Annotated in this window: 15 protein-coding genes; 10 read left to right on the plus strand and 5 right to left on the minus strand. The window is 64.1% G+C overall.

Annotated elements, in window-relative coordinates; translation table 11 throughout:
* Positions 1-71: 71 nt before the first annotated feature.
* The gene (gene serB / locus P1X14_RS03895) at positions 72-953 is read right to left on the minus strand and encodes a phosphoserine phosphatase SerB (protein WP_277314002.1); all 882 of its coding nucleotides are present in this window, start codon (positions 951-953) and stop codon (positions 72-74) included.
* Between serB and miaA the strand changes: the two genes are divergently transcribed.
* The 5 genes from miaA to ilvC all read left to right on the plus strand — a co-directional run bounded on the left by miaA (position 946) and on the right by ilvC (position 5,799).
* A complete protein-coding gene (gene miaA / locus P1X14_RS03900) occupies positions 946-1,875 on the plus strand; it encodes a tRNA (adenosine(37)-N6)-dimethylallyltransferase MiaA (protein ID WP_277314003.1) in 930 nt (309 codons plus the stop codon). The two genes, serB and miaA, sit on opposite strands and share 8 nt — an antisense overlap.
* An 88-nt stretch (positions 1,876-1,963) precedes the next feature.
* A complete protein-coding gene (locus P1X14_RS03905) occupies positions 1,964-3,709 on the plus strand; it encodes an acetolactate synthase 3 large subunit (RefSeq protein WP_277314004.1) in 1,746 nt (581 codons plus the stop codon).
* The gene (locus P1X14_RS03910; protein ID WP_277314005.1) at positions 3,706-4,143 is read left to right on the plus strand and encodes a hypothetical protein; all 438 of its coding nucleotides are present in this window, start codon (positions 3,706-3,708) and stop codon (positions 4,141-4,143) included. Before P1X14_RS03905 ends, P1X14_RS03910 begins: the two co-directional genes overlap by 4 nt.
* 3 nt (positions 4,144-4,146) lie before the next feature.
* Positions 4,147-4,662: an acetolactate synthase small subunit gene (gene ilvN, locus P1X14_RS03915; RefSeq protein WP_277314006.1), complete on the plus strand. Its 516-nt coding sequence runs from the start codon at positions 4,147-4,149 to the stop codon at positions 4,660-4,662.
* Between the two features lie 117 nt (positions 4,663-4,779).
* The gene (gene ilvC / locus P1X14_RS03920; RefSeq protein ID WP_277314007.1) at positions 4,780-5,799 is read left to right on the plus strand and encodes a ketol-acid reductoisomerase; all 1,020 of its coding nucleotides are present in this window, start codon (positions 4,780-4,782) and stop codon (positions 5,797-5,799) included.
* A 73-nt stretch (positions 5,800-5,872) separates the two neighbouring features.
* Here ilvC and P1X14_RS03925 read toward each other — a convergent pair whose 3' ends face one another.
* Positions 5,873-6,016, minus strand: coding sequence for a hypothetical protein (locus tag P1X14_RS03925; RefSeq protein ID WP_277314008.1), 144 nt, complete (start codon positions 6,014-6,016; stop codon positions 5,873-5,875).
* 83 nt (positions 6,017-6,099) lie between these two features.
* Here P1X14_RS03925 and P1X14_RS03930 point away from each other — a divergent pair, with 83 nt between their 5' ends.
* From P1X14_RS03930 to P1X14_RS03940, 3 genes are read left to right on the plus strand one after another with little or no spacing between them, the layout of a single operon-like run.
* Complete coding sequence (locus P1X14_RS03930; RefSeq protein ID WP_277314009.1) at positions 6,100-6,525, plus strand: DUF5990 family protein; 426 nt, start codon at positions 6,100-6,102, stop codon at positions 6,523-6,525.
* A gap of 57 nt (positions 6,526-6,582) precedes the next feature.
* Entirely contained in the window at positions 6,583-7,536 is a 954-nt protein-coding gene (locus P1X14_RS03935) for a hypothetical protein (protein WP_277314010.1), read from the plus strand.
* A gap of 27 nt (positions 7,537-7,563) precedes the next feature.
* Positions 7,564-8,196, plus strand: a complete 633-nt coding sequence (locus P1X14_RS03940) for a YceI family protein (RefSeq protein ID WP_277314011.1) — start codon at positions 7,564-7,566, stop codon at positions 8,194-8,196.
* A 53-nt stretch (positions 8,197-8,249) separates the two neighbouring features.
* On the opposite strand, the gene P1X14_RS03945 is transcribed toward P1X14_RS03940, so the two are convergent.
* Both P1X14_RS03945 and P1X14_RS03950 read right to left on the minus strand, forming a co-directional pair.
* Complete coding sequence (locus P1X14_RS03945) at positions 8,250-8,873, minus strand: LysE family transporter (protein WP_277314012.1); 624 nt, start codon at positions 8,871-8,873, stop codon at positions 8,250-8,252.
* A gap of 150 nt (positions 8,874-9,023) precedes the next feature.
* Positions 9,024-11,735: a TonB-dependent receptor gene (locus tag P1X14_RS03950; RefSeq protein ID WP_277314013.1), complete on the minus strand. Its 2,712-nt coding sequence runs from the start codon at positions 11,733-11,735 to the stop codon at positions 9,024-9,026.
* A 236-nt stretch (positions 11,736-11,971) separates the two neighbouring features.
* Between P1X14_RS03950 and folE the strand changes: the two genes are divergently transcribed.
* On the plus strand, positions 11,972-12,592 hold the full coding sequence (gene folE, locus P1X14_RS03955) for a GTP cyclohydrolase I FolE (protein ID WP_277314014.1): 621 nt from the start codon (positions 11,972-11,974) through the stop codon (positions 12,590-12,592).
* A complete protein-coding gene (locus P1X14_RS03960; protein ID WP_277314015.1) occupies positions 12,592-13,362 on the plus strand; it encodes an SDR family oxidoreductase in 771 nt (256 codons plus the stop codon). The genes folE and P1X14_RS03960 overlap by 1 nt, the downstream gene beginning before the upstream one ends.
* A 6-nt stretch (positions 13,363-13,368) precedes the next feature.
* On the opposite strand, the gene P1X14_RS03965 is transcribed toward P1X14_RS03960, so the two are convergent.
* Positions 13,369-14,130 (minus strand): hypothetical protein, encoded by a 762-nt coding sequence (locus P1X14_RS03965; RefSeq protein WP_277314016.1) that lies wholly within the window; start codon positions 14,128-14,130, stop codon positions 13,369-13,371.
* Positions 14,131-14,159: the final 29 nt, after the last annotated feature.

Below are 14,159 nucleotides of genomic sequence, written 5' to 3' on the forward strand. Positions count from 1 at the left end.
GAACCTCTGGTCGCGCGCCCTGAGCCTAGAGGCAACGCCTATCGGGCGACACTAGGGCAGAAGCGTGGCGGTCAGGCGATGACCCACTCGGCCTGCGGAATGCCCTGTGCGTAGAGCAGGGCGGTCAGGTCGCCATGATCGATCCGCGCACCGGCCGCCGCGGCGACGATCGGCTTGGCATGATAGGCGACGCCCAGCCCGGCCTTTTTGATCATCGCCAGATCGTTGGCCCCGTCGCCCACCGCCAGCGTCTCGCTCGCGTCCAGCCCGCGCTCGGCGATCGCGTTCAGCAAGGTTGTCTCCTTGGTGGAGCTATCGACGATGGGCTTGGCAACTTCGCCGGTCAGCGCCGCATTCTCGATCAGCAGCCGGTTGGCGATCATCCGCTCGAACCCGATCCGCCCGCCCACCGGCTCTGCAAAGCGGGTGAAACCGCCCGAGACGAGGATGGTCAGCGCGCCCCGCGAGCGCATCGTCTTCACCAGCGCCTCGGCACCCGGCATCAGCCGCACGCGTTCCTCGAGACAGCGATCGATCGCGCTTTCCTCAAGGCCCTTGAGCAGCGCCACTCGGGCATCGAGCGCCTCGGCGAAATCCAGCTCGCCACGCATCGCCCGCTCAGTCACTTCGGCGATCTGCGCCTTTATGCCCGCATAGTCGGCCAGCTCGTCGATGCATTCGACGGTGATCATGGTGGAGTCCATGTCGGCAACCAGCAGCTTCTTCTCGCGGCCGGCCTCGGGCTGGATCACCACGTCATCGCTGGTGAAATAGCCGTCGAGTACGCCTATCGCCCAGTCGGGATCCTCGGCAAAGCGGATATCCGCGGCACGCCCCTCATCGATCCAGCGCCACTCCTTCACGCCGCACAGCGCGTCCATCTGGCCGGCTGCGGCAGAAATATCGTCCGCTGCTAAAGCCTTGGCTGCTGCTATAACGGTCGCAATGAACACGAAGACCCTCCCGAAAGTCGCGCTCATTGCAGGGCCGACCGCCAGCGGCAAGTCCGCACTGGCGATCGCGCTCGCGGAAAGGCATCGCGGCGTGGTGATCAACGCCGATTCCGCACAGGTCTATGCCGATCTGCGCGTGCTGACCGCCCGGCCGAGCGTGGAAGACGAATCCCGCGTCCCCCACCGCCTGTTCGGCCATATCGACGGTGCGGACATCTATTCGGCGGCACGCTGGGCAGCCGAAGCGCGGGGCGAGATCGCCGAAGCCCATGCCGAGGGTCGCCTTCCCATCCTGGTCGGTGGCACCGGCCTCTATCTGCTGACCCTGATCGACGGCATCGCACCGGTGCCGGAAATCGAGCCGGAAATCCGCGAGGAAGTCCGCGCGATGGCGGTAGCGGACGCCCACGCCCAGCTCGCCCGGCTCGATCCCGTTGCTGCCGAAAAGTTTCCACCCAGCGACACCACCCGCGTCGCTCGCGCACTCGAAGTGATCCGCTCCACCGGCATGCCCATCTCGCACTGGCAGAACGAGCGTCACGGCGGCATCGGCGGCACGATCGATCTGGTCGCCACCATCCTGTTGCCCGACCGCGCCTGGCTGACCGCGCGGACCGATGCGCGCTTCGAAACGATGCTCGATCAGGGCGCGGTGGACGAGGTGCGTGCGCTCCATGCCCGCACCGATCTGGCGGAGAATGCCCCGGTACGCCGCGCCATCGGCGTGCGCGAGATTGCGGACTGGCTGGCGGGCCGGATAGACCGCACCGAAGCCGTCACGCTGGCCCAGGCCGCGACCCGCCAATATGCCAAGCGGCAATACACCTTGTTCCGAAATCAGCCGCCCGAACGCTGGGAACGCACCGAAGAGACAGATACATTCGTCAATCTTGGTAATTTTGAAAGAAAATTATCTCAATAGCGCTTGACGCGATGTTTTCGTGCGATTAGCAGCCCCGCTCGGGCAATGCTATGGCGCGTCCGTAACAATGCAGAAGGAGTAACACGTCGTGACCGAGAAGAGCGGAGCAGACATCCTGATCGAGACGCTGTGCGATCTCGGTGTGGAAGTCATCTTCGGCTATCCGGGCGGCGCCGTGCTTCCCATTTACGATGCGATCTTCAAGCAGGACCGCATCAAGCACATCCTCGTCCGCCACGAACAGGCCGCGACCCATGCCGCGGAAGGCTATGCCCGCTCGACCGGCAAGCCCGGCGTGGTGCTCGTCACTTCGGGCCCGGGCGCGACCAACGCGGTCACCGGCATCACCGATGCGCTGATGGATTCGATCCCGATGGTGGTCATCACCGGGCAGGTCCCGACCGCGCTGATCGGCACCGACGCGTTCCAGGAAGCCGACACCGTCGGCATCACGCGCCACTGCACCAAGCATAATTATCTGGTGAAGGACCCGGCCAAGCTGGTCGATGTCGTCACCGAGGCTTTCCATATCGCCACCACCGGCCGCCCCGGCCCGGTCGTGGTCGATATCCCCAAGGACGTGCAGGTTGCCACCGCGCGGCCCGGCACCGCCAACGCGATCCGCCACGCCACCTATCGTCCGCAGACCGAAGCCGATCCGGCGAAGATCCAGGAAGCGGTCGACATGCTCGCCGCGGCCGAGCGTCCGATCTTCTACACCGGCGGCGGGATCATCAATTCCGGCCCCGAAGCCACGCGCCTGCTGCGCGAATTGGCTGAGCTGACCGGTGCGCCGGTCACGTCGACACTGATGGGTCTGGGCGCCTTCCCGGCCTCGTCGGACAAGTGGCTCGGCATGCTGGGCATGCACGGCACCTACGAAGCAAACATGGCGATGAACCGCGCCGACCTGATCATCGCGATCGGATCGCGGTTCGACGATCGCGTGACCGGCCGCCTCGACGCGTTCAGCCCGAACAGCCGCAAGGTCCACATCGATATCGACCGGTCGTCGATCAACAAGAATGTCCGTGTCGACCTGCCGATCATCGCCGACTGTGCCAGCGCGCTGGCGGACATGGTTGCGGCATGGAAGTCGCGCCAGCATCCCAAGCCCGATCTTTCCGAGTGGTTCCGCCGGATCGACGGCTGGCGTGCGCGCCGCTGCCTCGATTTCCCGGAAAAGGGCGATGCGATCATGCCGCAGCGGGCGATCCGCGCGCTGTATGAAGCGACAAAGGACAAGTCGCCGATCATCACCACCGAAGTGGGCCAGCACCAGATGTGGGCTGCCCAGCATTTCCACTTCGAGGATCCGAACAAGTGGCTGACCAGCGGCGGTCTCGGCACGATGGGCTATGGCCTGCCCGCCGCGATCGGCGCGCAGCTTGGCAACCCGAACGATCTGGTGATCGACATCGCCGGCGAAGCCTCGATCCAGATGAACATCCAGGAACTGGCCACCGCGACCCAGTATCGCCTGCCGGTCAAGATCTTCATCCTGAACAACGAATATATGGGCATGGTCCGCCAGTGGCAGGAACTGACCTATTCGAGCCGCTATTCGGAAAGCTATTCCGACGCGCTGCCCGATTTCGTGAAGCTCGCAGAGGCCTATGGCTGGAAGGGTATCAAGATCGAAGGCAATGACCAGCTCGATGCCGGCATCGCCGAGATGCTGGCCTATGACGGCCCCGTCATGGTCGATTGCCGCGTGGCAAAGCTCGCCAATTGCTTCCCGATGATCCCGTCGGGCGCGGCACATACCGACATGATCCTCGAAGGCAACGAAGTCTCCGGCGAAATGGACGACGAAGCGAAGGCGCTGGTGTGATTAGCGCGCCCGAGGTGATAACACCCGCGGATGAGTTGCTCGTTCGTTTCGAGATCACTGACGGACTCGTGTTCGCCATCGATCTCAGGCCGGACGAGATCGTCATCGACTGCGCGTTCGACACGTTCGTTTCCACGAACAATTGGACGAGACAGCCGGCGCGCATCCGATTGAAGGATCCGGCAGGCTGTGATCTCGCATTCCAATATCCCAAGGATTACGGCCTGATCTACGCGGGTGAGCATGGCAGCTTTTCGGAGATCCGCGCGAGCGGCCCACTCGATGCCGCCGAGTTCTTCCTCTCCTTTTCCTATGGCGCGATCCGCGTGAGCCGGTGCATTCTGTCGATCGAACCGCTCGATTGGGATGCCATGGAAAACTTGCATCCGTGGATCCTGCAAGACCGCACACCTCCAGGCGAGCACAACGAGTAAGTCATGCATATCAAACAGGAAGCAAGCGAGCGGCACACGCTCGCCGTCATCGTGGACAACGAGCCGGGCATCCTCGCCCGCATCGCCGGTCTGTTCACTGCGCGCGGCTATAATATCGAGAGCCTGACGGTCAGCGAGATCACCGACGATCGCGCGGTGAGCCGCATCACCATCGTCACCTCCGCCTCGGCGCATGTGATGGAGCAGATCATCGCCCAGCTCGACCGCCTGGTGCCGGTGCACAAGGTGACCGATCTGACCGCGGCTGGCCCCTATGTCGAGCGCGAGCTGGCGCTGGTGAAGGTCGCCGGGACCGGCGATCACCGGATCGAGGCGCTGCGCCTGGCGGACGTCTATCGCGCCCGCGTGGTCGATGCGACGATCTCCAGCTTCGTGTTCGAAGTAACCGGCGGCACCGACAAGATCGACAAGTTCGTCGAGCTGATGCGCGAAGTCGGCCTGGTCGAAGTCGCGCGCACCGGCGTGGTGGCGATCTCGCGAGGAAAAGAGGCGGCCTGAAATTACAACCGTCACCCCGGTGAAAGCCGGGGTCTCAGGCAACAAGCGGAACGTCCGCGGCATGAGATGCCAGCCTTCGCTGGCATGACGCAAACTTGCTGAAAGGGACTGACTAGAATGCGTGTCTATTACGATCGCGACGCCGATCTGAACCTGATCTCGAACAAGAAGATCGCGATCCTCGGCTATGGTTCGCAGGGCCATGCTCATGCGCAGAACCTGCGCGACAGCGGCGTCAAGGAAGTCGCGATCGCGCTGCGCCCCGGCTCGGCCAGCGCCAAGAAGGCCGAGGGTGCGGGCTTCAAGGTGCTTGCCAACAAGGAAGCGGCCGGCTGGGCGGACATCCTCATGATCCTGGCGCCGGACGAGCATCAGGCCGCGATCTGGGAGAACGACCTTAAGGGCAATATGAAGCCCGGCGCGGCGCTGGCCTTCGCCCATGGTCTCAACATCCATTTCGGCCTGATCGAAGTGCCGTCGGACATCGACGTCATCATGATCGCCCCCAAGGGCCCGGGCCACACCGTGCGCAGCGAATATGTCCGCGGCGGCGGTGTGCCCTGCCTGATCGCGATCCATCAGGATTCGACCGGCAACGCGCATGATGTCGCCCTCGCCTATGCCTCGGGCGTCGGCGGCGGCCGTTCGGGCATCATCGAGACCAACTTCCGCGAGGAATGCGAGACCGACCTGTTCGGCGAGCAGGCCGTGCTGTGCGGCGGCGCCACTGCGCTGGTGCAGGCAGGCTTCGAGACGCTGGTCGAGGCCGGCTATGCCCCCGAAATGGCCTATTTCGAGTGCCTTCACGAGCTGAAGCTGATCGTCGACCTGATGTATGAGGGCGGCATCGCCAACATGCGCTATTCGATCTCGAACACCGCCGAATATGGTGACATCAAGACCGGCCCGCGCATCATCACCGAAGAGACCAAGAAAGAAATGAAGCGCGTTCTGGCCGACATCCAGTCGGGCCGCTTCGTGAAGGACTTCGTGCTCGACAACCGCGCCGGCCAGCCCGAGCTGAAGGCCAGCCGCATCGCCGCCAAGCGGCACCAGATCGAGCAGGTCGGCAGCGAGTTGCGCGCGATGATGCCCTGGATCGGCGCCAACAAGCTGGTGGACCAGGAAAAGAACTGACGGACTTGGGGCCCAGAGCCCCGGGGAGAGGAAGGCCGCGGACGCTCAGGCGTTCGCGGCCTTTTTCATGTCCTCAGCGGCACTGGTTGGCGAGTTGCGCGACCAGCGGATCGTAATCCAGTTCGAGTGGCGCGAAGGCCGCCGGTGCCAGCGTGAAGCGCGTCTTGGCCGCGCCGGTCCGACGGGCCGTGGGAAGCAAGTGACGAAGCAGTCGCATGGGCTTTACCCTCCCTATGATGCCCCATCATAACCGCTCCGGATTTACAGGAGATTGCTGGCCGCATCGTGGTATTCACAGGCATGGCACGCGCAGACCAGACCGAGATCCGCATGCGGATCGTGATCGAGCAACCGGTGACCGGCGTGCTCCACAGCCTTCAGGAGGGCGACGACAAGGTCCTCGACCCGAAATACTCTAAAGACGGCGAGCCGCTGCCATTCGACTTCCCGGTACGCATCGCCCCCGGCCCCAAATTCTTCGGCGATCAGGTCCGCCGCGAAGGGCCGGAACGCCGCTTCGTCTATATCCGGATCGGCCAGAGTGCGGGCGACTGCCAGTCGCCCTGGACCCGCCGGATGAAGATCGACATCCACGACACGCCGCAGGACCTGCTCGACCGCGCGATGGCGGGCGAAGGCGTGGTGGAACTGACCGTGGGCGGCACTGGGAAGGACGGCACACCGGCTTGCGCGACGGTACGGGTGACGGGGCGGCGGATTGTGTAACGATCACCGCCACCGATCATTAGCGGTCAGGTGCCGGATATGGCATGTCAGCCCGATATGCTGATGCAGACCGCTCTCCTAAGTCTTATTTTCGCCTTCGGCGCTGCTCCGCACTTATCCGAACCCGTGCCGCGTTCGATACCCTGCCCGGCCGACCCCGAACTAGCCAACTTGCTGGCTGGATCGAACCTTGTCCTGATCGGAAGGATGACGGCGCCGGCCCAGCTCGCCGGGGAAGCGGAGAAGCCATCACCCGGCTATCTGGATATTCCGGTGGTAGTCGATGGGGTGCTGAAGGGTGATGCCGCCGATCACGTGAGCCTGCGCTTCTATCCCAAGGATGCGCCTTACAAGCCATCGAATGACGATGTTCTCCGCCTTACGGGCGTGCCGGCGATCCTTTTCCTGACGCGCGCGGAAGACGGCCTCTATTTCGCGGGCTACACGCCGGGTGCGCTGACGCGCGCCACCGATCTTGCCGTGGGAACGACCCGCGCGGAGATATCGAGGCAGGAACAGATCGCCGGCGCCTGGCGGATCGACACCCGCCTGCCGCGCTTCGGAGAAGTCAGAACCTTGATTGCCCGCCTGGGCCATGTCCGTGACGATGCACAACGGAGTATTTTCGAGCAGCTCGAAGCACTGGGTAGCGAGGCGGTACCTGCGATCATCGCCCAGATGGATGACAGGCGGCCGCTGCTGACGCAGGAGATTTCCCTGATCAACCATGACCCGGACGCGTTCGAAGGGATCACTCACTACGGACCCGAACAGGTTGTCGATGCACTGAACGCAGTGCTGACCCATATCACCGGCGTGAGTTTCGGCTCGATCTCGAACGGCGGATCGGACCGCGAGCGCGACGCCGCAATTGCCGGGTGGCGCGTCTATGCGAACGATATCGCCTGCAAGCAGGCCGATAGAGCCAGAGGGAAAGTCACACTAAGACCAACCGGAAACCCTGCGTTTCCCACTCGTTGTTTGACGCGAGCCGATCGCGCACAGAGATAAGGCTCCCCCCAACAGGAGCCCTGCCCCATGCGTTTTCGTGCCCTTGCCATTGTCGCCGCCCTTGCGGTCGCCGCACCCGTCATCGCCCAGCAGGATCCCGGCACGCCCGGCGCCAAGGACGCCTCGCGCGTAACCGCGGGCACCTATGCCGCCGATCCCACCCACACGCTGGTCGGCTGGCGCGTCAATCATTTCGGCTTCAACGACTATTTCGGCCTGATCGGCGATGTGAGCGGCACGCTGGTGCTCGATCCCAAGAATCCGAACGCGGCCACGGTCGACATCACCATCCCGGTGTCGAAGATCCTCACCGCCAGCGAAGGGCTGAACAAGCATCTGCTCAAGCCCGCCGAAGCCGGCAAGAGCGCAGATTTCTTCGGCGCCACTCCCGCCGACGCGCGCTTCGTCTCGAAGCGGGTCGCGGCCAGCGGCACCAAGGCCGTGATCACCGGCGACCTGACTCTGAACGGCGTCACCCGCGAAGTCGCGCTCGACGCCGAGTTCACCGGCGCGGGCGCAAATCCGTACAACAAGAAGGAAACGGTCGGCTTCGAAGCGACCGCCAAGGTGAAGCGCAGCGACTTCAACATCGCCTACGGCATCCCGTTGGTGTCGGACGAGGTGGAACTGAACATCACCGTCGCGTTCGAGAAGAAGTAACCGGACCCGGGCTCCTCCGGCACTTGCCGGGGGAGCCCCGTTAAGGGGCCAGTCTAGCGCGATACCGCCAGTTGCACCCCGAACGCGATCATCAGCGCACCGCAGGCACGCTCGATGGTGGTCTTTGCCCGGCGATAGCCGGCGGCGACCGGTCCGGTGGTGAACGCGAACACCACCACGCTGTACCAGATGCATCCGATCGCCAGCACCAAGACCAGCGCAACCCACAAGGTCGCGGTCTTTTCGGGCGACGGCGCAGCGGCCGAGAATACCGAGGTGTAGAAGGCGATCGCCTTCGCATTCGACAAATTGGTCGCCAGCCCCGCGCGGAAGGCACGCCAGCCACCTGCCCCCGCCCGTCCCTCGGCAGTCACGACCGGCATCGGCTTGCGGGCGTCGCGCCACAGCTTGAAGCCGATCCAGAGCAGATAGGCGGCCCCGACGATCTTCAGCGTCATGTGCAGCCAAGGGAACAGCTTGAAGACCACGGCCAGGCCGAACAGGCTTGCCGATGCCCAGATCGCGCTGACCGTGAGCACGCCCGCCGCCGTGATCATTGCATCGCGCCGGCCGTGCAGCAGCGCGCGTTGCGCGACGACAACGAAATTCGGTCCGGGACTCATGACCCCCGCGATCGAAATCAGCGTCAGCGCCACCAGCGCGTGGGTGTCGATCATATAGCCCCCCTTTGCTCCTGCGTTGCTCGCACGTGCAGCATGGCGATGACAAGAGGGTGGCGGCACCACCGGCTGCGCCAGCGGACAAAAGAAAACGGCCGGGGTGTTGCCACCCCGGCCGTTCCCATTTCCCGATTTGCTGTCCGGGTCTTAGAAACCGAAGCGCGCCCGCACGCCATAGAAGCGGGGGTAGCCCGGATAGCCGGCATAGTTGCCGGTCTGCTCGGGCACCGCAAAGCCGGTGATGTTGTAATACTGGTTGAACAGGTTCTCGACGTAGAATTCACCGCGGATGTTGCCGTCGGTGCTCTGCAGGCCGAGGCGAGCCGAGACCAGCGCATAGCCGGGGTTGCGGACGACGCCGCGATCCGGGTTCAGCGGGCTACGGCCCGAGATTTCGACTTCGCTGTTATAGCGCATGTCGATGTGGACCAGGCCCTTGACGTTGTCGTTGATCCGCGGCTGCCAGGTCAGCGTCGAGGTCACGACATGCTTCGGCTGGTTCTGGACCTGACGACCTTCCAGGCCTGCCAGCGGCGTGCCGGTGAAGTTGTTCGACGCGTCGTAGCGGGCGTCCAGATAGGTGTAGCCGAGGCGCACCGTGAACGACTGCGACGGACGGATCGTGGCTTCGGCCTCGACGCCCTTCGAAGTCGACGAGTCGATGTTCTGGACGACGAAGTTGTTGCCGCTGAACACCAGGTTCTGCAGGTCGTGATACTTCGAATAGAAGCCCGCGATGTTGAAGGTGAACTCGCGGCCCCAGCTGGTCTTGAAACCGATTTCGAACGAGTCGACGGTTTCGCGGCCGAACGCCAGGTCGCTGGCCTGCGCACCGTTGCCGCCCAGCAGCACCGAATCGAAGGTTGCCTGGTCGAGATTATATCCGCCCGACTTGTAGCCGCGATCGTAGCTGGCATAGCCGAGGATCGACGGGGTGATCTTATACGCCAGCTTGGCGGTACCGGTGATCTGGCTCTCGTCCTTGTTATGGGCGTAGTTGCCGTTGAACTCGGTGTTCACCGCCGGGTTGCAGCTCAGCAGGAACAGGTTGTTGAAGATGCCCGCCTGGCGAAGATAGAAGGCATAGGTCGCCGCCGCCGGGTTACCCGCACGCACCTGATCGAAGAAGGCGCAGCTGCCGGTGTTGTTGTTGATCGAGGCGTTCAATTCCTTCTTCTCGTAGTTCCAGCGCGCACCCAGCGTGATCGCGAACTTGTCGGTCACGTTGATGATGTTGTGCGTGAACAGCGCGAAGGCGTTGGTCTTGACCCCGAAATTGTCGTTGTTGTTGCCCTGGCCGGGGGTCACGCCCGGCAGCGGGCTGGTCACCAGCGCGGCGAGGCCCGGAACCACGGCGGTCGGAATGCCCGGGATCACGCAGTTCGCGGCGGGACCGCTGCCGACATTGGCGCGGAAGCAGCCGACCAGAAGGCCGGTCGTCGGACCATAGGCGGCCTGCAGCGCGGGGATGGTGTTCGGAACCGCCGGGTTGAGCAGCGCGGAGCCGAACAGCGGCACGCCCGAGCCGAGCGAGCCGTAGAACTGCAGCGGCGTGCCGAAGCCTGCCGGCGGAGCGGCGCCCAGCGCACCTGCGAACACGGTGTCGACGTAGCGGTTGCCGTCATTGCCGAAGCGGACGGTGTCACGCAGCTCGAGGTCTTCGTTCAGGTAGAAGCCGCCGATCAGCCAGTCGAGCGGACCGGCCGAACCCTGGAAGCGGATTTCCTGCGTGATGTCGCGGATGTTGTTCTGATAGCCGTCGCGATAGGCGCGATCGATGCCCGAGAAGTCGATGTCCTGGCTGCGCGTGGCGCGCCACTGGCGATAGGCGGTGATCGAGGTCACCGTCACATTGCCCATGTCCCAGTTCAACTCGGCTGAGAAGCCGTAGTCCTTCACCTGCTCGCCAAAGCTGCGATTGGGCGAGATCGCCATCGTGCGATGCTCGGGGTTGAAGGTGTAGCTGGTGCCGCTGACGGTGGTCGCGTCGCCGACATACAGGCCGACGCGACCCTGCGAGGCGGCGATGTTGTTGACCACCGTGCCCAGCGAACCGCGCGCGATGCTGACGGCGCCGCAGCAGGCTTCGTCGGTCTGCGAATAATCGCCGATAAGCCGCAGCGTGATGTCGCCGGTGTCGAGCAGCGCCTGGCCGCGGACGTTCCAGCGATCGATGTTGTTGATCTTGCGCGAGGAATTGGCGTCGTTGATGTAGCCATCACGCTTGCGATAGCCACCGTCGAGGCGCAGCGCGAACTGCTCCGACACCGGGCCGGTGACCGCGCCTTCCAGCTCGTACGCGTTGTAGTTGCCATAGCTGCCTTCGACATAGCCGCCGAACTCGAACGCCGGCTGCGCCGTGAAGATCGAGAGCGCACCAGCCGAGGTGTTGCGGCCGAACAGCGTGCCCTGCGGACCGCGCAGCACTTCGACGCGCTCCAGCTCGGGCAGTTCGGCAAGGGCGACGCCCGCACGCGAGCGGAACACGCCGTCGATGAACACGCCGACTGCAGGTTCGAAGCCCGGATTGTCGCCGGCGGTGCCGACACCGCGGATCGAAAGCGACGAGCCCGTAGCGGCCGACTGGCCGGTGGTGGTCTGAAGCGACGGCGCCAGCTGCTCGAGGCCCTTCACGTCCTGAACGCCGGCATTCTCGAGAAGCTCGGCGCCGACGGCGGTCACCGCGATCGGAACCGTCTGCACGGTCTCGTTACGCTGGGTCGCGCGGACGACGATGTCGTTGGCCGACTGATAGTCCTGGCTGGCGGCGTCTTCCTGCGGCGCGGCGTCCTGCGCCATCGCCGGCGTGGCGAGGAAAACGGTCAGTGCCGATGCGGCAAGCAGCTGATACTTCTTCATGGGTGCACCCCCTCCTGAAAAAATGACTGGCGAGCGGTCTGTGCCGCTCACGCATTGCTTTTGTTTCTGCTTCACCTAACGCTGCCAATTTGCGGGCGTCAACGGGAATAGAGGCCGGAACACAGCACATTCCGGCGCTTTTTCCCAAGGCGATACAGGGATGTCACACCGGCAAACATGCCGAAATCCAGCTTGCCGTAACGGCAACGAAGAATTGGACGGGAAAGACAGGAATAATGGCCGATCATTACGATACCCCCGACGATGGCGATATTGTTTCACCCCCGGCCAAGATTCCCGTTCCCGAAGACGTTCAGGAGGCGATCCGCACGCTGATCCGCTGGTCCGGCGACGACCCCGATCGCGAGGGTCTGATCGATACCCCGGCGCGTGTCGGCCGTGCGTGGAAGGAATATTGCCAGGGCTACGGAGAAGATCCGCGTCACCACCTGAGCCGCGTGTTCGAGGAAGTCGGCGGCTACGGCGACATCGTCCTGCTGAACGGCATCCCGTTCCAGTCGCATTGCGAGCATCACATGGCACCGATCATCGGCAAGGCCTCGATCGCCTATCTGCCCAAGGATCGCGTGGTCGGCATCTCGAAGCTGGCGCGCGTGCTCCATGCCTATGCCCGCCGCCTTCAGGTGCAGGAACGGCTGACCGCGCAGGTCGCCGATTGCATCTGGAACGAACTGAACCCGGTCGGTGTGGCAGTGGTGATCGATGCCACCCATGCCTGCATGACCGCACGCGGCGTGCGCACGCCCGGCGTCGGCATGGTCACCAGCCGGATGATGGGCGTGTTCCGCGAGGACGAGCGCAGCCGCGAGGAAGTCCTGAAGCTGATGGGCTATTGATGCCGGCGCCGCTCGCGCTCGTTACCGGTGGCCACAAGCGGATCGGTGCCGCGATCGCCGCTGCGCTGGCGGCGAAAGGCTATGCCGTGGCGATCCATGGCAGCCGCGACGCGGATCCCAGCCCCGAGCTGCTGGCGGCGTTCGAGGCGAGCAGCGCCGACTGGCGAGGCTTCACCGCCGACTTCACCGATCCGGCGGCTGCTGCGGCGCTGATGGCCGAAGCAAGCGCGCATTTCGGCCGCCCGCCCGAACTGCTGGTCAACAACGCCTCGACCTTCGGCGCCGACCGGTTCGACGATGTGACCCATGTGGACCTGATGACCCATTATGCGGTCAACTGCGCCGCGCCGGTGCTGCTGAGCCAGGCCTTTGCCGCCAGCGGCAGCCAAGATGACAATTGGAGCGGCCGGTCGATCGTCAACATTCTCGACCAGCGCATCGCCCATCCGCATGGCGACCAGTTCGCCTACACCCTCTCCAAGATCGCGCTCGAAGGTGCGACGCGGGCGATGGCGCGGGTGCTGGCGCCGGGTATTCGCGTGAATGCCGTGGCGCCGGGCCTGACGCTGGCGACGGAAGACTATAGCGATGCCCAGACCGCGCGGCTCGGCGAGCGCATGCCGCTGGGTTCGCTCTCCACCGCGCAGCAGATCGCGGACGCGGTGCTGTATCTGGCCGGTGCCGAGGGCACGACCGGGCAGACCGTCTATGTCGATGGCGGGGCGCACATGATCGCGTTCGACCGCGACTTTATGCACATGGATCGCTGACCCGGCCTATTGCGGGCGGGGCAGCGTCTTGAGCTCGAGCCTGAGTTCGTCCTTGTGGCGCAACGCGGTGCGGATCAGGGACTCGGTCATCATCGCGATATCCTGAGACCAGAACAGCTTGAGCGCGGGATCGGTCAGGAAATCCTTCTCGGTCGCGACCGTTAGCCAGATCGACACGACTTCGCGTGACGAGGGCAAAGGCTCGTAGCTGACCTTGTACCCGACCGATTCCGCCCCGCCCAGGCTGAAGCGAAAGATGCGCTTCAGCCGCTCGACGAACGCCGTCACATCGCCTTCGGGATCGGGATTGCGGACGCGATAGATCACGATCAGCCGCGAGACATTCACCCCGCACCAAAGGCGCGCCAGCGGCTGGCCATCGCGATGGAGCAGATAATCATAGCCGAAGATGTCGCAGCGAGTGCCGCGCGTCACCTCGCAGCCGGTCGCACCCGCATCGTCGGGCGTCACGCGGGACAGCGCTGTCGGCAGAATTTCGTCCAGGAAATGCTCGGCGCGCTTGCGCAGATTGCCGATATTCGCATCAGTCTGCGACACGAACAGCACGGTGGCGATCACGAAGGTGGTGATCAGGAACTGCGCGCCGCTGATGCCGATCAGCAGCCAATCGGTATTGCCATGCCCGTTGAAGAACCGGAACACGATCGAGATCGACGCGACGATGCCGATGCCCAGCAGGCCGAGGCACAATGCCTTGGCCCAGCCCGGCAGGTGGATGAAATGCTTCGCGTCGACGCCGGAGTTCATGACCGCTCAGAAACATCGAAGCGGGGCGA

Source organism: Sphingomonas sp. AOB5, assembly GCF_029433115.1.
Lineage (GTDB): Bacteria > Pseudomonadota > Alphaproteobacteria > Sphingomonadales > Sphingomonadaceae > Sphingomonas.